17 protein-coding genes are annotated in these 18,092 nt (G+C 63.7%); 7 read left to right on the top strand and 10 right to left on the bottom strand.

Annotation, left to right across the window (positions count from 1 at the left end; all coding sequences use genetic code 11):
• Window positions 1–73: 73 nt before the first annotated feature.
• The 7 genes from ACZ5TB_RS16230 to ACZ5TB_RS16260 all read right to left on the bottom strand — a co-directional run bounded on the left by ACZ5TB_RS16230 (window position 74) and on the right by ACZ5TB_RS16260 (window position 7,929).
• On the bottom strand, window positions 74–733 hold the full coding sequence (locus ACZ5TB_RS16230) for a TetR/AcrR family transcriptional regulator (RefSeq protein ID WP_464780553.1): 660 nt from the start codon (window positions 731–733) through the stop codon (window positions 74–76).
• Complete coding sequence (locus tag ACZ5TB_RS16235) at window positions 733–2,004, bottom strand: sulfotransferase family protein (RefSeq protein WP_464792722.1); 1,272 nt, start codon at window positions 2,002–2,004, stop codon at window positions 733–735. The genes ACZ5TB_RS16230 and ACZ5TB_RS16235 overlap by 1 nt, the downstream gene beginning before the upstream one ends.
• A 33-nt stretch (window positions 2,005–2,037) precedes the next feature.
• Window positions 2,038–3,117, bottom strand: a complete 1,080-nt coding sequence (locus ACZ5TB_RS16240) for a zinc-dependent alcohol dehydrogenase (protein ID WP_464792723.1) — start codon at window positions 3,115–3,117, stop codon at window positions 2,038–2,040.
• 191 nt (window positions 3,118–3,308) lie between these two features.
• The gene (locus tag ACZ5TB_RS16245) at window positions 3,309–4,745 is read right to left on the bottom strand and encodes an NAD-dependent succinate-semialdehyde dehydrogenase (protein ID WP_464792724.1); all 1,437 of its coding nucleotides are present in this window, start codon (window positions 4,743–4,745) and stop codon (window positions 3,309–3,311) included.
• 131 nt (window positions 4,746–4,876) lie between these two features.
• Entirely contained in the window at window positions 4,877–5,800 is a 924-nt protein-coding gene (locus tag ACZ5TB_RS16250) for an acyl-CoA dehydrogenase family protein (protein ID WP_464792725.1), read from the bottom strand.
• A 13-nt stretch (window positions 5,801–5,813) separates the two neighbouring features.
• The gene (locus ACZ5TB_RS16255) at window positions 5,814–6,968 is read right to left on the bottom strand and encodes an acyl-CoA dehydrogenase family protein (RefSeq protein WP_464792726.1); all 1,155 of its coding nucleotides are present in this window, start codon (window positions 6,966–6,968) and stop codon (window positions 5,814–5,816) included.
• Window positions 6,969–7,056: 88 nt separating this feature from the next.
• The gene (locus ACZ5TB_RS16260; protein ID WP_464792727.1) at window positions 7,057–7,929 is read right to left on the bottom strand and encodes a LysR family transcriptional regulator; all 873 of its coding nucleotides are present in this window, start codon (window positions 7,927–7,929) and stop codon (window positions 7,057–7,059) included.
• Window positions 7,930–8,033: 104 nt separating this feature from the next.
• Between ACZ5TB_RS16260 and ACZ5TB_RS16265 the strand changes: the two genes are divergently transcribed.
• The 5 genes from ACZ5TB_RS16265 to ACZ5TB_RS16285 all read left to right on the top strand — a co-directional run bounded on the left by ACZ5TB_RS16265 (window position 8,034) and on the right by ACZ5TB_RS16285 (window position 13,128).
• A complete protein-coding gene (locus ACZ5TB_RS16265; protein WP_464792728.1) occupies window positions 8,034–8,834 on the top strand; it encodes a crotonase/enoyl-CoA hydratase family protein in 801 nt (266 codons plus the stop codon).
• Window positions 8,831–10,075, top strand: a complete 1,245-nt coding sequence (locus ACZ5TB_RS16270; protein WP_464780561.1) for a CaiB/BaiF CoA transferase family protein — start codon at window positions 8,831–8,833, stop codon at window positions 10,073–10,075. The genes ACZ5TB_RS16265 and ACZ5TB_RS16270 overlap by 4 nt, the downstream gene beginning before the upstream one ends.
• Before the next feature lie 230 nt (window positions 10,076–10,305).
• The gene (locus ACZ5TB_RS16275) at window positions 10,306–11,205 is read left to right on the top strand and encodes an NAD(P)-dependent oxidoreductase (protein ID WP_460988624.1); all 900 of its coding nucleotides are present in this window, start codon (window positions 10,306–10,308) and stop codon (window positions 11,203–11,205) included.
• Window positions 11,206–11,217: 12 nt separating this feature from the next.
• Window positions 11,218–12,072: a sugar phosphate isomerase/epimerase family protein gene (locus ACZ5TB_RS16280; RefSeq protein ID WP_464792729.1), complete on the top strand. Its 855-nt coding sequence runs from the start codon at window positions 11,218–11,220 to the stop codon at window positions 12,070–12,072.
• Between the two features lie 117 nt (window positions 12,073–12,189).
• Window positions 12,190–13,128 (top strand): AEC family transporter, encoded by a 939-nt coding sequence (locus tag ACZ5TB_RS16285; protein WP_449469512.1) that lies wholly within the window; start codon window positions 12,190–12,192, stop codon window positions 13,126–13,128.
• Here ACZ5TB_RS16285 and ACZ5TB_RS16290 read toward each other — a convergent pair.
• Window positions 13,125–13,862, bottom strand: a complete 738-nt coding sequence (locus tag ACZ5TB_RS16290) for a helix-turn-helix domain-containing protein (RefSeq protein WP_464792730.1) — start codon at window positions 13,860–13,862, stop codon at window positions 13,125–13,127. The two genes, ACZ5TB_RS16285 and ACZ5TB_RS16290, sit on opposite strands and share 4 nt — an antisense overlap.
• Before the next feature lie 123 nt (window positions 13,863–13,985).
• Here ACZ5TB_RS16290 and ACZ5TB_RS16295 point away from each other — a divergent pair, with 123 nt between their 5' ends.
• Together ACZ5TB_RS16295 and ACZ5TB_RS16300 are read left to right on the top strand one after the other, a co-directional pair.
• Complete coding sequence (locus ACZ5TB_RS16295) at window positions 13,986–15,056, top strand: Rieske 2Fe-2S domain-containing protein (protein WP_464792731.1); 1,071 nt, start codon at window positions 13,986–13,988, stop codon at window positions 15,054–15,056.
• Window positions 15,057–15,086: 30 nt separating this feature from the next.
• Window positions 15,087–15,857 carry an SDR family NAD(P)-dependent oxidoreductase gene (locus tag ACZ5TB_RS16300; protein ID WP_464792732.1) on the top strand — a complete coding sequence of 257 codons (771 nt, stop codon included), beginning with the start codon at window positions 15,087–15,089 and terminating at the stop codon, window positions 15,855–15,857.
• Window positions 15,858–16,185: 328 nt separating this feature from the next.
• On the opposite strand, the gene ACZ5TB_RS16305 is transcribed toward ACZ5TB_RS16300, so the two are convergent.
• The gene (locus ACZ5TB_RS16305) at window positions 16,186–16,863 is read right to left on the bottom strand and encodes a hypothetical protein (RefSeq protein WP_464780568.1); all 678 of its coding nucleotides are present in this window, start codon (window positions 16,861–16,863) and stop codon (window positions 16,186–16,188) included.
• Window positions 16,864–16,988: 125 nt separating this feature from the next.
• Window positions 16,989–18,068 carry a Rieske 2Fe-2S domain-containing protein gene (locus ACZ5TB_RS16310; RefSeq protein WP_464792733.1) on the bottom strand — a complete coding sequence of 360 codons (1,080 nt, stop codon included), beginning with the start codon at window positions 18,066–18,068 and terminating at the stop codon, window positions 16,989–16,991.
• Window positions 18,069–18,092 lie beyond the last annotated feature (24 nt).

The following is an 18,092-nucleotide window of genomic DNA, read 5'->3' on the forward strand; positions in this document are numbered from 1 at the left end:
TCCTGAAATCCTCTCCGACTCATTCGTTTGTGAGTAAACGCTTACTTATGGATAATGAACATCGTTTTTTGAGTCAATCCGTCCTATTCCGGCGCCCCGCGCACCCTTGAAGAAAGGTGCGCACGGCCATGCTCACATGACCCTCGCATCCACTTTCATCCGGGAGCGCGGCATCGATCAGCAGGTAATTATGAACCGGCATCAGCAACATGGCGAGGAGCAATTTCGCAGCCGCCATCCTGTCACCATTTGCGATCCCGGCCCGCTCAAGATGGTTCGCCAAGGGCAGGATGAGATAATCATCCTGACTCTGCCGGATCATCGGGCCGAATTCGGTGAACTCATGCGCTTCCCGCAACAACAGCCGCGCCATGCCGATGGTCGATGGCCTGGTAAATTCCATCAGCAGCGCGATCCCAAAAGCACGCAGATCCGCTTCCGGTTCAGCAGGATCGCTAAGTTGGGGCAGGGGAAAACGCTCTATCCCCGCAGCAAGGCAGGCGCGGAAAAGGGCCGCCTTGTCCTCATGCCAGAGATAGAGGGAGCGCTTGGAGACACCTGCCGCCTGCGCGATCGCATCCATGGTGACCGCACGATAGCCCTGGCGGATGAACTCCTCACGCGCGATCTGCAACAGACGCCGCTTCTTCGCGAGAGTCTGGTCTGCCCGGCCCATCCGCGTCGGGACAGGCACCGATTCCACCTCAGCAGATGCGGTTGCGGACGTCCCCATCAGGCCTCATGCCGCACTGGAAAGCGGTCATAGTAAAAGGCGAAGCGTTCCCGTGCGGCGGCTTCGTCCAGGCCGAACACGCCTTCGAGGTCGTAGATCACCTTGCCATGCTTGTTCCGCGGATTTTCGTTGAGATAACCAAGCAGCTGATTTTCGACCTCTGGGGTCAATTCCAATCCCGCCAGCGCGTAAACCTCCCGCATCACCCGTTCCTGATCGGCCATATATTCGTGGAACAACAGGTCGACCGACTGGTCCGGCCCCCATGCGTCCCGCTGATCGACACAGGCGCGCAGCAACCGCTCGATCCGGTCCAGCCAGAGGCGGGCAAGCGCAGGAGGATCGACCGGATCGCGGCGGATACGGTCGCTATAGCCAAGCATGGTGGTCAGCGACCGCAGAACAGCGATGGGATCACGATGCGTGATGACCATCGTGGCATCGGGGAAAACAGCCTTGATCGCGGCCAGATTTTCCATGTGCTGCGGTGATTTCAGCAGCCAACGATTAGGCCCCCGGTGCCAGGTGAGCACCTGCAACACCTTCTTTTCATAGGCATAGCTGGGGGTCCGGTCATGGGCGAAATAATGGTCGATCCAACGGGGAATGCGGGACTGGAACTCCCAGCTGTAACAGTTGAGATCCATATAGAGCAGCTCATTATCCTCATGGATCGATGCTGCATCCATGCCGTGCATCGCCGCCATGTGGGGCAGCATCGCCTCGAACGCGCTCCATAGTTCGGCACTGCGGGTGATACGCGGGTCAACTTCGCCGGGCGCAAGTTCGCGCACCTGGACGGGCTCCTCGGCTTCCCAGAGTGTCAGCGATCGCAATCGCTCATCGCGGGCGAGCCAGTTGACGAGGTGCGTCGTGCCCGAACGCGGCAGCCCCGCAATGAACAACGGACGATCGATCTGGATGTCGAGGATTTCCGGATGCCGCTTGACGATATCCTCGATCCGCAGGCGGTTCACCATGACGCGGACAAGATGATCGAGCAAGGTTATCCGGCCACCACGGGTCAGGCCTTCATCCTCATCCCACGCCTGAAGCGTCACCGCCATGCGTTCGCGAAAGCTCTGATCCTCACCGAAATCATCAAGGCCACCGGAATTGGCGATGGCCCGGGCCAGAACATCGTCCACGGTCATACGGTCAGGCCGGTCGGCGGGTCCCTGACGGGCTGCGGCGATCATTGGCGTGACGATCGGGTCCGCCATGTCGTCGATATGAATTTCCGGCGCTTCCGGCAGCATGGTTCCGCTCATTTTATGAATCCTTTGGCGTGGCTGAAACCAGCTTCACGCAGCCTGTGGGAAAGTGACGATGACCTTGGCCGATGCTTCGGTATCGGCGGCGATGCGGAAGGCCTCGTCCAATTTGTCGAACGCGATACGATGGCTGATTAGCGGATCGACATTGATCTCGCCGCTCGCCAGCATCTGGAGGCATTCGTTGAACTCATCCTCGCGGTCGGTTGCGATCGATCCGGAAATGCTGAACTCATTGGCCATCATCTTCCACAGATTGACCGGCATCGGCTTTTTGTGGAGCGCGACGATCACGATCCGCGCGCGGAATTTGGCGACGTCGAGCAACTCGGCCAACGGCGGCTGCGCTCCGGCGGCGTCGATGATGACGTCCGTGCCGACAAAGGGCATGCCGAACCTCTCACCGGTTCCGTGCGCCTTCCCGATCGCCTCGACCAGCGGTTCGCGCGAGGGATTGACGGTGACGGCAGCGCCAAGCTGGCGAGCGCGTTCGAGCCGCGCGTCGGACAAGTCGGCGATCAATATGTCCTTCACGCCACGATGGCGAAGGCAGATGACTGTGCAGAGGCCAATCGGACCCGCGCCGAGGATGACCACCTTGTCGCCCGGCTGCACCCGGCCGATGTTCACGCCATGCAGCCCCACGGACAGGGGCTCGGCCAACGCCGCCTTTTCAAGCGGGAGGCTGTCGGGGATAGGGCAGATGTCTGATCCGGCGCGCGCATCGGGCACAAGGATGAACGAAGCGAAGGCGCCCGTCGGCCCGCCCCCGCCGATAAGGCCCGCGTCGGGATTGACGGCACAGCGCTGGCCCGGCTGAATGCCGTGCACCTGCGCGCCCACCTTTTCCACGATGCCTGCAAATTCATGGCCGATGGGCAGGGGTTCAGCGAGCGGCGCGCCGCCGCCCAGGCCACCTGCGGCGACATAGCCCAAGTCGCTGCCACACACGCCGATGGCGCCGATGCGCACCAGCACATCACGGGGACCGACGACCGGCATCGCGACCTGATCGACGCGCATGTCGCCAACGCCATGAACGCGCGCGAGCGGCATGGTTGCGGAATTTTGCTGATCCGGATTAGCGCCCGCGCCTTGGGAATCGCTCATGACGTCCTCTCCTCACTTTTTTGTTCGGCGAAACTGGTAAACCAATCAGTTTCCGAGTCAAGAAGGGAAACGGCTGACGGCGGGCCGAATGTAGCGCGAACGAAAACTGCCCCGCACCTTTTGACAGGCACGGGGCAGCATCATTCGATCAGCATTAAGCGGCCCCTTCGCGCCGGGGCACGACGGCTATTTCATCCGATTTTGGCGGAGATGAGGAAGGGCCGCAGATAGGCTTCCATGCCTTCGCTGCCGCCTTCGGACCCCATGCCGCTGTCGCCGACGCCACCAAAGGGCGTTTCCGGCATCGCCATCGCGAAATGGTTGATGCCCAGCATGCCCGCATGGATTCCTTCGGAAATCTTGCGTTCGGTGCTCATGCTGTTGGTGAAAGCATAGGATGCAAGGCCATAGGGCAAGCGGTTCGCCTCTGTCAGCGCGGCGTCTATGTCATCGACCGGCATCACGAGCATGAGGGGACCGAACGGCTCCTCATTCATCGCATCCATTTCGGGCGTCATGCCTGACAGGACAGTCGGCTGGAAGAAATAGCCGCGATTGCCGATCCGCGACCCGCCGGTTTCGATCTTAGCACCGTGCTGCACCGCGTCAGCCGCCAGCGCCTCGATCTTGGAAAGCTGGCCTGCTGTCGTTAGCGGCCCCATCTGCGTGTCCGCAGCCATGCCGTCACCGACGCGCAGCTTGCTGGCCACTTCGGTCACGCCCGCGACGAAATCGGCATAGAGCGGCTTTTCGATCAGGAACCGGGTGGGCGATACGCAGACCTGGCCTGCATTGCGGAACTTGAATTCGGTGGCGAGGGGAACGACGGTGGCAAGGTCGGCATCACGCGCGACGATCACCGGATTATGTCCGCCAAGCTCCATCGTCACCTTCTTCAGGTGCTGCCCGGCGGCGCTTGCGAGCAGGCGGCCGACGCGGGTCGATCCCGTCAGCGTCACCTTGTGAATTTCCGGCGCCGCGCAAAGGGTGGCGGAAATCGCAGCGGGATCACCCCAGATCACGCTGATCGCACGGGGCGGCAGGCCAGCGGCCAGCAGCGCCCGGCCGATGCGCCAGCCCGCACTGGGCGTTTCTTCGGCGCACTTCAGAATGACCGAACAACCTGCCGCCAATGCTGGTGCGACCTTCTGCATGACGGTCCATGCCGGGAAGTTCCACGGCGTGAAGGCCGCGACCGGGCCGACCGGACGGCGCTGCACCGCCCAGCGCATGTCGCTCGCCCGTGTGGGGATCAGACGTCCGTAAGCGCGGCGGCCTTCTTCCGCATACCAGTCGAGCAGGTCCGCTGACCCCAGCCATTCGCCGCGCGCCTGCGCAAGCGGCTTGCCGCCCTCGCGCGTCATTTCGGCGGCGGCTTCGTCAGCCTCGGCGCGCATCAGGTCAGCTGCGCGGCGCAGGACCTTGCTGCGTTCGAAGGGCGAGATGGCGGACCATTGCGCGAAGCCGTCAACCGAGAGCCGCGCGGCCTCAGCAGCTTCGGCCGCGCCGCACGACGGCAGCGTCGCGATCAGTTCCTCGGTCGCCGGGTTGACCAGCTGCATCGTACCGAGCGAACCTTGGCTGCGTTCCTGACCGTCGATGATGGGACGGGGCGTCGAATTGGTCATGTGCTTGATCCTCCAGGTCCGGCATGCGCTGCAAAGCTCATCCACTGGACAGCTGCGCGCGCATTAGTTGGCGGCCTCTTACCCTTCCCGCCATGGAAGGGACAAGACCCAGCCGCCAATGAAAGGCCCGTTCAGGCCCCGCGAATGAAGTCGGCGGTCGGCGATGCGGCGGACGCCAGCCTCAATTCGCCCAGAACACCGGCCCAATAGCTTTCCGACCCATCGGCCAACCGCCATCCATGCAGTCGGCGGGTGAGCAGTTGCAGGTCATATTCCTCGCTGATGCCGATGGCACCGTGGACGGCATGGGCGATCGCCGCAACCTGCCCTGCCGCGAGGCTGGTGCCATGCTTGGCGATCGCGGCGTCGGCGAGCTTTGGTTGAAGCCCCGAGCGCGCGCCGATCGCGGCGGCGATGCGGGCGGCTACGGCTTGTTCGGCGAGGACAGACAATTGCTGCTGCACCGCCTGCTGCTTGCCGATGGGCTTGCCGAACTGGACACGCTCATTGGCATAGGCGACGGTCATTTCCATCACCCGACCCGCCGCGCCGGAGATCAGCTGCGCGCGCAGCACAGCAGCGATGGGGCGCAATGCGGCCCCGTTCAGCCCGGCCACATAAGCGTCGCCATCATGCGGAACGCCGGTCGGCTCGACCTTTGCGGCGGTCAGCACCGGCGCGTCCAGGGTGCCAGACAGGATGTGCGAGGCGACTGCGGCGAAGGGCACTGCGCCAGCGCCCGTGGCGATTGCGATCGGGCCTTCGGGCGCTTCGACGCCAGCTGCGGCGAGCAGCGCGCGTGCGACCATCGTATCGCCGACCGGCAGCGGCACAGCATGGCGGCCGAGCAAGGCGATCAGTGGCGCGGCGTCCTCCAACGAAAGCCCTGCCCCGCCCGATTCTTCGGCAACGAGGGCATCGAGGAAACCGGATTCGACAAAGGCATTCCACATCGCGCTGCTGTCGTCGCCCTGCTCGATCTCGCGGATCGCGGCGGGGGTGCAGATATCTTCGATCAGGCGAGCGAAGGGATCGATCAGTTCGGACATGTCCATGAAGTGGCTCCCTTCAGCGCAGGCCAAGGCCGCGGGCGATGATGCCGCGCAGGATTTCACGCGTGCCGCCGCGCAGCGAGAAGCTGGGCGCGATATGGGTGACGTAAAGCAATGTGCGGTACAGTTCAGGATCGATCGGCTCATCCGGGTTGGCGGCCAGATCATCGCCGATCAGTTGCGGCACGGCCTGTTCAAAGCTGGTGCCGAGATCCTTCATCAGCGAGGCTTCAACGACCGGGCTTTCACCCGCCACCAGTCGGGCGGTAACGGCCAGCGACATTTCGCGCAGCACCGCCTGCTGCGCCATCAGCGATCCGACGAGGCGCAGCGTGGCGCTGTCCTTGCGGCCGACCGCCTCCAGATGACGAACCCAAGCGTCAATCAGCACGACGGAGGAATAGATGCGCTCAGGCCCGCTGCGTTCGAAGGCGAGTTCGGCGGTGACCTGCTTCCACCCCTGCCCTTCCGCGCCGATGAGGGCGTCGGGGGCGAGGTGGACGTCTTCGAAGAAGACTTCGGCGAAATGCGCGTCGCCGGTGAGGTCGACGATCGGGCGAATGCTGACACCCGGCGCCTTCAGGTCGACGATCAGCTGGGACAGCCCCTGCTGCCGATCGGCGCTGGTGCCCGATGTGCGGACGAGAGCGATCATATAATCGCTGTGCATCGCATTGGTGGTCCAGATTTTCTGGCCGTTCAGCAACCAGCTGCCGTCGGCCTGCTGATCGGCGCGGCTGCGGACGCTGGCGAGGTCGGAGCCGGAGCCCGGTTCGCTCATGCCGATGCAGAAAAGCGCTTCGCCCTTCGAGATGCGGGGGAGGTAGAAGCGGCGCTGTTCTTCGGTGCCGTAATGCAGGATCAGCGGGCCGCTCTGGCGGTCGGCGATCCAGTGCCCGGCGACCGGGGCACCTGCGGAGAGCAGTTCCTCGACCACGACGAAGCGGGTGAAGGGGCCGCGGCCGACGCCGCCATATTCCTTGGGCAGGGAGAGACCGAGATAACCGGCTTGGCCGAGTTTGCGGCTGAAGGCTGCGTCGAAACCCTGCCAGGATCGGGCGCGGCGGTGTACCGGCAGTTCGGCGATGGCTTCCTGGATCAGCGCGCGGAGGGCTGGGCGGATCGCCTCATCCTCGGGCGGGAGGGTGGAAAGGGTCAGTGTTTCGAACAAGCCGGCCTCGTGAAACCGTTAAGGAAGTGGCGAATAGATCGCGTTTTGTGACTTTATAGTCCAATATCGAATTTCGGTTATTCGATATTCAATGGCTATCGGAGGCGATGGCGGCGAAGTTTTTGGCGAGCGGACTCGCTGCGTCGCGGGGGAGGGCTACGCCGGTGAGGACGGGCACCTTGTTGGCGAGGCGGACGAGGCGGACGCCTTGGGGCACCGAGCCTGCCGCGCGGGAGGGGACGAGCGCGACGCCGAGGCCGGAGCGGACGAGAGCGAGGACGGCGCTCAATTGCGCGGCTTCCTGGGCGACGATGGGCATGAAGCCGGCCTTTTGACAGGCGGTGAGCGTGATCGAGTGGAGGACGCTGATGCGGCTTTGCAGGATGAAGGGCTGCTGCGCCAGATCGCTTAATTCCACGCTGTCCGCGTCGGCGAAGGAGCTGCCTTCGGGCAAGGCCGCGTGCAGTTCGTCGGGGTCGATGACCTGCGTGTCCACGGCCGCGATCTGGAGCAGCGGTAGGCGCACAAGGCCGACGTCCAGCTCGGCGGCGGCGAGCTTTCGCGCGATTTCGGCGCTGGTCGCTTCCTCCAGCACCAGCTCGACGGCGGGATAGCGGCGGCGATATTCGGCGATGAGGCGGGGGAGCAGTTCGAAGGTGGCCGATCCGACAAAGCCCACCCGTAATTGGCCGCGTTCCCCCGCTGCGCCTTCCCGCGCGGCTTCCCGGAAGCGATCCGCCTGCGCCAGGGTCGCCCGCGCCATGTCGAGCGAAGCGCGGCCCGCCGCCGTCAGCGTGACGCCGCGCGCGCTTCGCACGAACAGGGCGGCGCCCAGTTCATCCTCCAGCTTGCGGATGGCGACCGTCAGCGGCGGCTGCGACATGTTGAGCCGCTCCGCCGCACGGTGGAAGTTGCCGGTTTCGGCAAGCATGACAAAATAGCGGAGCTGGCGCAGTTCCATGATAGCTTCCATATATCGAACAATCGAAAATCAATATTAGCTTGATAGAAAGCGAGCGCCTAGCGTCCTGCGATCTTTTCATGTTTGGATTGGGAGAGCCCCGCTTGGACCCGTTTCTTCTCGTCGAGCGCGACGGCCCCGTCGTCATCGCCCGTTTCAACCGTCCCGACGAACGCAACACGATCACCGAGGTCGCGCATAGCGAGGAGATCGTCGATTTCTGCCGCCAGATGGTGCGGGACAATTCGGTGCGCGCGATCGTCCTGACCGGCAATGGCAAGGCGTTCAGCGCAGGCGGCAATGTCAAATATATGGCCGAACGATCGGGCATGTTCGGCGGCACGCCCTATGAAATCCGCAACGCCTATCGCACCAGCGTGCAGATGATCGGCCCGGCTATCCATGAACTGGAAGTGCCCATCATCGCGGCGATCAATGGCCCGGCGATCGGCCTTGGCCTCGACATCAGTTGCATGTGCGACATCCGCCTGATGGCCGACACGGCCGTGGTCGCCGAAAGCTATGTGAAGCTGGGCATCATTCCGGGCGGCGGTGGCGGTTGGCTGTTGCCGCGCCTGATCGGGCCGCAGCGCGCCAATATCATGACGCTGACCGGCGATGCCATCGACGCCAAGACCGCGCTGGAATATGGGCTGGTCGCCGAAGTGCTGCCCGCCGACAAGCTGATGGACCGGGCGCTGGAACTGGCGGGCAAGATCGCCGCCAATCCGGGTCATGCGACGCGCATGGCCAAGCGGCTGATGCGCGAAGGCGCGGACATGAAGCTGACCACGCTGCTGGAAATGGCGGCGGGCTATCAGTCGCTCGCCCATTATACCGAAGATCATCATGAAGCGATCGCCGCCTTCCTTGGCAAGCGCGCGCCGGAGTTCAAGAACAAGTGAGCGATCAGCAGACCTCAACCGGTCCCTTGGCGGGGATCAAGGTACTCGACCTGTCGCGCGTATTGGCGGGGCCGTGGACCACGCAGATTCTGGGCGATCTGGGCGCGGACGTGATCAAGGTGGAGCAGCCGGGGCAAGGCGACGACACGCGGCGCTGGGGGCCTCCCTTCCTGGACGACGGGTCGAAGGACGCGGCCTATTATCTGTGCGCGAACCGCAACAAGCAGTCGGTCGCCATCAATCTGGCCGACCCGCGCGGCGCCGACCTGATCCGCGAGATCGCGCTGGGCGCGGACATCGTGGTCGAGAATTTCCGCGTCGGCGGGCTGAATAAATATGGGCTGGATTATGCGTCGCTGTCGGCGATCAATCCCAAGCTCATCTATTGTTCGATCACCGGCTTTGGTCAGGATGGGCCGTACAAGGATCGCGGAGGTTACGACTTCCTGATTCAGGGCATGAGCGGGCTGATGTCGATCACCGGCCGTCCCGACGGTGAGCCGGGCGGCGGGCCGATGAAGGTCGGCATTCCGATCAGCGATCTGGTGACCGGGCTTTATTCGGCGATTTCGATCCTCGCAGCGCTCGCCCATCGCGATCGCACGGGCGAGGGCCAGCATATCGACATGTCGCTGCTCGACACGCAGGTGGCGCTGCTCGCCAATCAGGCGTCCAATTATATGAACGGGGGCATGATCCCCCGGCGGCTGGGCAATGAGCATCCCAATACGGTGCCCTATCAGGATTTCTCCTGCTCTGACGGCGACATATTGGTGGCGTTGGGCAATGACCGGCAGTTCCGCAGCTTCTGCGATCTGATCGGGCGGCCGGACCTGCCGGACGATCCGCGCTTTGTCGACAATGGCAACCGGTCGCCCAACCGCAAGGCGTTGCAGGATGAGATGGGACCAGCGATCGCCAAGTGGAAGTCGGACGATCTGATCGCAGCCATGGAAGCGGCGAAGCTGCCGGGCGGACGGGTCAATGAGATACCCGACATCCTTGCGGACGAGCATATCGCCGCGCGCGGTGTAATCAAGGACATGGTTCGGTCGGACGGCACGCCGGTCAAGGTGCTGGGCTATCCGGGCAAATTTTCCAAGACGCCCGCCGATTACCGCCGTGCGCCGCCGCGTTCGGGGGAAGATACGCGCGATGTGTTGAGCGACGTGCTGGGATTGTCCGAAGGGCAGATCGCGGCGCTTGTGGAAGCGGGGGTTATTGCGGAAAAGCTGCATTGATTTTTGCGCAGAGACGCGGAGGACGGTGATTATGGCCCTTCCCCTCCGTCACCCCGGCGAAAGCCGGGGTCCCGTTTTTTTTCGCGGTGCCGTGAGCGTAGCGGGACCCCGGATCAAGTCCGGGGTGACGAAGACTGCAGGAGTACCACTCCGCTTCGCTCTTGATAGATCGGGAAACAACAGTTCATCATGCCGGGGACGCCCGGCTCAAGATTGAGAGGATTTTCAGCATGACCACCAAGATCGGTTTCATCGGCCTGGGCGCCATGGGTCTGCCCATGTCATCGAACCTTCAGCGCAAGGGCTTTGCCGTCACGGTGTACGACATCGACGCGGAGAAGATGGACAAGGTCGCAGCACTGGGTGCGGCCAAGGCCGCCACCGTCGCCGAGGCGAGCCGGGGTCAGGACATCGTCATCACCGTCCTGCCCGCGACGCAGCATGTCGAAGCGGTGGTGCTGGGCGAGGACGGCGTGCTGGCCAACATCGACGCGGGCGCCGTGCTGATGGACCTGTCCACCATCGACGCCAAGGGCACCGACCGGGTCGCTGCCGCCTGCGCGGCCAAGGGCATCGGCTTCGTCGATGCGCCGATCGGCCGTCTGGCGCTGCATGCCGAGCGCGGGGAATCGTTGTTCATGGTCGGCGCGGAGGACGCGGAATTCGCGCGGGTCGAACCGGCGCTGAAGGCCATGGGCACCGACATTTTCCGCTGCGGCAAGCCGGGCATGGGCAGCCGCATGAAGGTGATCAACAATTTCATGCTGCTTTCGACGGCACAGATCGTTGCGGAATCGCTGGCGCTGGGTACGAAGCTGGGCCTCGACATCCAGACCATGCATGACGTGACCGGCAACACCACGGCGCGCAACGGCCAGTTCCATGTGCTGATGGTGAACAAGGTGCTGAAGGGCGATATGGAGCCGGGCTTCACCATTGACCTGGCGTTCAAGGATTTGAGCCTGGCGATGAACGCGGCGGCGGAAAACCGCGTCGGCCTGCCCATGGGCGCGGCGGCGCATGCCGCGTTCGGTGGCGCGCGGGCGACGGACTATGCGAACAAGGATTATTCGGCGCTGCTCGACTATGCCTGCCGCAACGCAGGTGTCGAAACGCCGCGCATGGATTGATCCGGAAAGGCCGTGGGCGCGCCGCAACTGATCGCCACCTGCTGGACCACGGCAGGCAATGTCCGGCCCGACCGGCCGGACAATCTGGGCCGCTTTCCACTGGAGCAGCGGATCGATGCGGCGGCGCGCGCGGGCTATGCGGGGACCGGGTTCTGGCTGGGCGACCTTCTTGCCTGGGAGGCGAGCGGGCGGGATTATGGCTCGCTCAAGCGGCGGCTGGATGATGCCGGGCAGAAGATCGTCGAGCTGGAATATCTGGCGGACTGGTTTGCATCGGGGGAGCGCCGGGTTCGGTCGGATGCGGCAAGGGCGGAGCTGTTCCGCGCCGCCGATACGCTGGGCGCGCGCCATATCAAGGTGATGCCGCCCTTCCAGCCCGACGATCCGGCAGGTGACGATCTGGCTGGCGAGTTTGCGGCGCTTTGTGCGCAGGCGGCGGATCATGGCGTGATGATCGGGCTGGAGATGCTGCCCTTTTCGATGCTGCCGAACCTGGGTGCCGCGTTGGAGATGGTGGCGGCGGCGGACGCGCCCAATGGCGGGCTGCTGGTCGATATCTGGCATGTGATGCGCTCTGGCGGCACGATGGAGGAGGTTGCAGGGTTGCCTGCGCGTTTCATCATCGCCGCTGAACTATGCGACGCGACGATGGCGATGCAGGGTGAGATCACGGAAGATACGATGCGTCATCGCAAGCTGTGCGGCGAAGGTGAGTTTGATGTGCCGGGCTTTATCCGCGCGATGGGTCTGGCGGGCTATGACGGCCCTTATGGCGTGGAAATCCTGTCCGATGCGTTTCGCCAGCTTCCGCTGACCGAAGCCGCGCGGCGCAGCTTTGAGAGCAGCGTGGCGCAGTTTGTCCCTTAGCTGATTGTCCTACGCGCACTGACGATTGCGCAGAAAGGCGTTTCCGCCGCAACGGTCCTGTCATAGGAGGTGCATCGCGACGGGGGCGAAACCGTCGAGCATGATGGGGCGCTTTTCATGGCTGTGACGATTTTGGGCGCGTTGGTCCCGGTGTTCGGGCTGATCCTGATCGGCTATGTGTGCGGGCGCTATGACATATTGGGCGATCGCGCGTTCGAGGTGCTGAACCGTTTTGTCATCGCCATCACCCTGCCCATCCTGACCTTTCGTTCGATCGCGCATATGGACCCGAGCAATCTGGCCGTGCCGGGCATGTTCATCGCGGTGACGCTGGGCGCGCTGATCACCTATGCGCTGGCCTTTGCGATTGCGCGGCGGTTCGGGCGGTCGGGGGCGAATGCGAATATCGCGGCTTTATGCGCCTGTTTCAGCAATACGGGCTTTATCGGCCTGCCGGTGGCGACGCTGGCCTGGGGGCCGGAGGCGGTCGCGCCGGTGTCCGTGACGATGCTGATCTACTCGGCGATCGTGTTCACGGTCGGTCTGGTGATGAGCGAGGTGACGGCCAGCCAGGGCCATGGGGTGGGCACTGGATTGAAGCTGGCGGCGCGGTCGACGGTGCGCAATCCGTTGATCCTGATGGCGGTGCTGGGGTGCGTCTGGTCGGTGCTGCGCCTGCCACTGACGGGGCCGGCCGACATATTGATGCAGACGCTGGCGCAGGCGACGGCGCCCTGCGCGCTGACGGCGATCGGCATTTTCATCGCCCTGCCCCGGCGCAGCGCGACGCCCGGGCCGATTGGGCGGGTCGTTGCGCTGAAGCTGCTTGTGCAGCCGCTGATCACGGCAGGGCTGCTGTGGATGCTGCCGCCGATCCCGCCGCTTTGGGCGAAGGTCGCGATATTGATGGCGGCGATGCCGTGCGGGGCGTCGAGCTTTGTGCTGGCGGGCAAGGCGGGGCGCTGGGCGATGGAGCTGAGCGCATGGGCGGTCATGCTGACGACGACGATGGCGTCGATCACGCTGATCGGGATGCTGTGGTGGCTGGGGGCTTAAAGGTCTTGCGTGACGCGGGCCATTGCCAAGGGGCGGACGAGCAGGAAGAGGGCAGACCAGTCGCCGGTGTCTGCGGCGGCCTCGCGTTCCTGCCGGGCGATCAGATAGACGTCGTCGCGCAGTCGTTCGAACAGGGCCTGCACTCGGTCGCGGCCGTTGGGGCCGAGCCAGAGCATGTCGGAGACATAGCGCGCGTCTCCTTCGAGGAGTGAGGGGCCGAGGAAGAAATGCTTCACCACGCGGTTGAAGGCTTGGTCGAGCGGGCCGCCTGGGCGCCAGCGGACGGCGCGGCTGGTGAGTGGGCGCAGGCGGCCGCCGGGCAGGCGGTCGACCAGGCCGAGGCGCCGCAGCCGCTCGATCGCTTCGTCCAGGGTCGCCGTGTCGATGCCGAGCGTCGACTGGCACTCCGCCCGCTGCGCGCCGTTGAGGATGAGGAAGAAGAGCAGCGCCAGGCTGCGGTCGGCGGCGAGGATGCGCTCTTGCGCGAGGGTGAAGCGATCCGCGCCGCTGTCGGCCGATCGGGCGAGCAGGTCGCGCAGGTCGATGCCGATGGCGAGGCAGAGGCGGTCGAGATTGTCGAGCGTCAGCCCCCTCCCCCGCAGCCAGCGCCACAGGGTCGGCTCCGCTACCTCCATGCGGGCGGCGAGGTCGGCGACCCGGACGCCCTGCACGCGCAGTTCGTGGCGGAGTTGGGCCAGGATGGCGGCGACGCCGGGGCTTTCATTTTGGGGCATGTCTGAAGTCCGATCGTTAAGTGATCGCATCGGATCATATAATGATTGCCGGGGGCAAGCGTGAATTGATCCGGTGGCGTCCTTATCCCACTATGCGCACGAGATAAGAGAGAGGATGGACGGATGGCGACCACGGCCGACTATGGCTTGGGCGAATATGCTTTCCCCCGTGGCTGGTTCATGATCGCACGGGCGGAAGATGCCGTTGCCGCGCCCACCGCGCTGCGCATGTTCGGGCGCGATCTGGTGCTGTATCGGGGGGAAAGCGGGCGGGCGGCGCTGCTCGATGCCTATTGCCCGCATATGGGCGCGCATCTGGCGGCCGAGCAAAGTTCCGGTGCGGGCGCGCGGCGGATCGAGGGGGACTCGATCCGTTGTCCCTATCATGCGTGGCGCTTCGGGCCGGACGGCATTTGCAATAATGTGCCCTATTTCGACGGGCCGCTGCCCCCGGCGGCGCGGGTGCGCGCCTATCCGGTGGAGGAGCGGTTCGGATGTCTGTTCGCATGGCACGATCCGGAGCAGATGGAGCCCGACTACCCCTTGCCGGACCTGCCGGAATGGGAAGATGCGGGCTGGGTGCGCTGCATCTATGATGATCTGGGGCAGATACCGGTGCATCCGCAGGAGATTATCGACAATCTGGTCGATGCGCGGCATTTCGGGCCGGTCCATGGGCAACGGCTCGCCTATTTCAACTCGCGCTTCGACGGCGTCACCGGACGGCAGCTTTCCGGCGGAGGTCATGAGACGATGACCAGCGAGGGCGGCGTGCTGGACGTCGATGCTTATTATACTGGGCCGGGCATATTGATCGCGCGCTTTTCGGGTGAGACGGATGCGGTGCAGATCGTGCTGCATACGCCGGTCGAGGATGGCGTGACCCATGTGTGGCATGGCATCATCACGCGGGGACGGCAGGTGCCGCCTTCCGCAGAAGATGTCGAACTGCATGGGCAATATCAGCAGCTGGGCCTGTCCGCCTTCTCGCAGGATTTCGAGATTTGGCGGACGAAGGCGCCAGCGTTGCAGATATTGCGCCTGCCGACCGATGGGCCGTTCCACCGCAACCGCGCATGGTATCGGCAATTCTACAATCCGCGCGCGCAGGCAGCAGGCCATCAGGGCCGCGCCAATGGCGACCATGCCACCAAGGGGCTGGATCAGGCGCCGACGGCCGCAGCGGCCGAATGACATTCATAACAAACAGAGGATAGTGTAGAAATGAACAGGGATTTCCCGGAAGGCGCGGCGCTGATCTTTGGCGGGAGCGGCGGGATCGGCAAGGGCGTCGCGGTCGAGTTCGCCAAGTCGGGCACGGATGTCGCCATCTGCTATCGCAGCAAGAAGGACGTGGCCGAAGCGACAGCGCAGGCGATCGAAGCTCTGGGCGTCAAGGCCAGCCTGCATCAGGTCGATGTGCGGGATCGCGCTTCGGTGGACTCGGTCGTCGCGTCCGCCACCGCAGCCCATGGCCGCGTGCATAGCGTCGTGTGGGGCGCGGGGCCGCTGGTGCCGCAGGTCGCGATCGCCGAATGGAGCGATGAGCAGTTCCGGCAGGCGATGGAGGTCGAAGTGTTCGGCTTTTACAACGCCGCCCGCGCCTTCATCCCGCACATGCGCGAAAAGGGCGGCGGGTCGTTCGTCCATCTGGGATCGGCGGGCCATGACTGGTGGCCCAAGCTCGATGGCCTGTCGGTGGCCCCAAAGGCGGCCAATGAAGCGCTGATCAAGGGCATCGCCAAGGAAGAGGGCAAACACGAGATCCGCGCCAATTCGGTGCTGGTCGGCGTCATCGACGCGGGCATGTTCCATGAACTGACCGCGCAGGGCGTGTTCGACGATTATTGGATCACGGAGACCAAGAAGCTGCTGTGCCTGAAGCGTTGGGGCCAGTCGGAGGATATTGGACAGGCGGCGGTGTTCTTCGCATCGGAACGCGCCTGCTATGTGACCGGGCAGGTGATTTCAGTATCGGGCGGCTTCGGGGTCTGATGCTGTCGTAGGGCGGTTTGTGAGAGGATGTTAAGGGGAGGGCTTACCACCCTCTCCCTTTTCCCTTCCCGTCCGCTAGAGCATCGTGCGCAAAAGTGGGAACCGGTTTTGCGCCTAAAACGATGCGAAAACAAAGAACTAGAGCGCCCGTCTTGCGTCCGATTTAACGCAGCGCGCTCTAGTCGCCGGAGTGGTGACATCCATCGTCGGCATGGGGCTGCGATGGGGCGCAGCTTGCCGCATACATCTGACGCTGATCATGGGGGTCAGGGAGCAGCCCGCGCCGCCATTGGCGGCTGCGAGCAGGCTCCCCTTGCTACCCCGTAGATTAGAGTTCGACCACCGACAGGATGTGGCTGTCAAAGCCCGGCCACACATAGTCGAACTCCAGGATCAGCGTGTCGCCGATCTGGCCGCTCGTCAGCAAATCCGTCTCGACGAACAGCTGAAGGCCGTTGCGGCCATAGGCATAGCGGGTGACGTTGCCGAAGGCGGGTGACGCGTCCAGTTGCGCGTCGATTTCCGCATTGCCCTGACGGGGGCGATTGACCTTTACCTTCAGGCGACCCTTCAGGTCCGGATCATTTTCGTTCGCGTCGATGAGGGCGAGCGTCATCTTTTCGATCACTTCGAAAGAATCGACCAGCGTGCCGATGTGGAACGTATATTCGGGATCGGACTCCACCGCCTCGCGCAGCGCGGCAACCGCCGCATGTTCCTTGTCCGTGCCGTAGCCCAGCGCTTCGCGCGCGGCCTTGTTCAGCGCGGCCTGCGCCGCGGGCAGCGCGGCCAAGTAAAAGATGCCATCGCCGCGGCTGCGGTTATCGTTATGTACCACGAAACGATAGAAGTTTCCCTGGGGAAAGGGCAGCATCTGCGTTTCCACGAAGCCCAGAAGCTTCAGCAGCTTGGCCGCGACAGGGCCGTCCTCCGCATTCGGATAATATAGGGCAACATGCCCCATCGAACGCATGCAATCCTGTGCCTCTACCGCCAATGTCGCCATTTTTCGTGCCTCCTGATCCAGCCGCTCACACGGCTGTCATTGCCTGGAAAATCCGCCCGATCGGGCCATCCATCCTGAACGCGGTTAGTTGCGCCAAGCGACCGTCGGCGCAACCTGCTCCGCCATTATGCCGCCTGCGTGGAACTACGCTTGTCGAGTGTGACATGCAGGCCGTTGGTGCGCTTGTGCAGATCGGGCGTCTTGTCGCGCGGGTTGTAGAATTGCTTGTACCAGGTCCGAACCTTGCCATAGGGGCCGTCATTGGGGATGACGAGCGGGTTGAGGCAGGCCCTCTTGTTCTGCCAGATCTCGACATCCTGGGCGAAAGCAAGGCGGCTGCCTTCCTGATATTCGAGGGCTGCGGCGCGCAGCTCGTCGGTGACGGGCGCTGTGCCGTCATTCACCTGCACCATCAGGCCGTGCCAGACGCGGATCTTGCCATCCTCGATCGGCGTGTGGGTGATCATGATGAAGCTGTCGAACGTCCCCGCCATCTCCGACTGGAGGATCGAGGGGCCAGTGTACCAGGTATCGAGCGTCAGCACGTCTTCGGGATTGAGCGTCAGCGTGCGGTGTCCGGCGGCATAATATTGGTGGACGATATGATCCTTGAACTCATTGGCGAAGTAGACAAAGTCCTTCGCGCCATGGATCGGGATGAAGTGGCCAAAGTCGGCCATATTATCCACCACCTCGATCGGATGGATGTCGAGATCGCCCATATAGTCGATCTTCCAGTTGACCCAGCCCGGCGCATCATAATGGCCGCCGAAATCGGGCAGGTCGAAATTGGGTTCGAGGCCTTCGGGATCATGCCAGATCCAGATCGTGCCCGCCCGTTCCATCGCGGGAAAGGTCTTGAGCTTGGCTGCCTTGGGCACGAAGTCGGAATAGGGGATGTTCTTGCACTGGCCGTCGGGGCCATATTGCCAGCCGTGGAAGGGGCAGCGGATCGACTCGCCCTCCACCTGCTCGCCATCGCGCACGATATAGCTCGTCGTGTTCTTCGCCAGATGCGCGCCCATGTGCGGGCAGTAGGCTTCCGTCACATAAACCTTGCCGCTCTCGCCACGGTACATCACCATGTCCTGGCCCAGATAGCGCATCGCCTTGGGCGTGCTCGTCGCCTCGGCGCTCTCACCCACCATGAACCAGCCACGAGGGAAGGTGAATTCTCCCAGACGATAGTCCGACGATGTCGCCATTTCTTGATCCTCTCACTCGCTACC

It is taken from the genome of Sphingobium sp. TomTYG74 (assembly GCF_055393875.1).

Excerpts from the sequence above, each read along its gene's own strand:
- ACZ5TB_RS16310 (WP_464792733.1), bottom strand. The coding sequence starts at position 18,068 with ATGGCGACATCGTCGGACTATCGTCTGGGAGAATTCACCTTCCCTCGT.
- ACZ5TB_RS16240 (WP_464792723.1), bottom strand. The coding sequence starts at position 3,117 with ATGAGCGATTCCCAAGGCGCGGGCGCTAATCCGGATCAGCAAAATTCC.
- ACZ5TB_RS16295 (WP_464792731.1), top strand. The coding sequence starts at position 13,986 with ATGGCGACCACGGCCGACTATGGCTTGGGCGAATATGCTTTCCCCCGT.
- ACZ5TB_RS16290 (WP_464792730.1), bottom strand. The coding sequence starts at position 13,862 with ATGCCCCAAAATGAAAGCCCCGGCGTCGCCGCCATCCTGGCCCAACTC.
- ACZ5TB_RS16285 (WP_449469512.1), top strand. The coding sequence starts at position 12,190 with ATGGCTGTGACGATTTTGGGCGCGTTGGTCCCGGTGTTCGGGCTGATC.
- ACZ5TB_RS16250 (WP_464792725.1), bottom strand. The coding sequence starts at position 5,800 with ATGGACATGTCCGAACTGATCGATCCCTTCGCTCGCCTGATCGAAGAT.
- ACZ5TB_RS16245 (WP_464792724.1), bottom strand. The coding sequence starts at position 4,745 with ATGACCAATTCGACGCCCCGTCCCATCATCGACGGTCAGGAACGCAGC.
- ACZ5TB_RS16235 (WP_464792722.1), bottom strand. The coding sequence starts at position 2,004 with ATGAGCGGAACCATGCTGCCGGAAGCGCCGGAAATTCATATCGACGAC.
- ACZ5TB_RS16300 (WP_464792732.1), top strand. The coding sequence starts at position 15,087 with ATGAACAGGGATTTCCCGGAAGGCGCGGCGCTGATCTTTGGCGGGAGC.
- ACZ5TB_RS16260 (WP_464792727.1), bottom strand. The coding sequence starts at position 7,929 with ATGGAACTGCGCCAGCTCCGCTATTTTGTCATGCTTGCCGAAACCGGC.
- ACZ5TB_RS16230 (WP_464780553.1), bottom strand. The coding sequence starts at position 733 with ATGGGGACGTCCGCAACCGCATCTGCTGAGGTGGAATCGGTGCCTGTC.
- ACZ5TB_RS16305 (WP_464780568.1), bottom strand. The coding sequence starts at position 16,863 with ATGGCGACATTGGCGGTAGAGGCACAGGATTGCATGCGTTCGATGGGG.
- ACZ5TB_RS16275 (WP_460988624.1), top strand. The coding sequence starts at position 10,306 with ATGACCACCAAGATCGGTTTCATCGGCCTGGGCGCCATGGGTCTGCCC.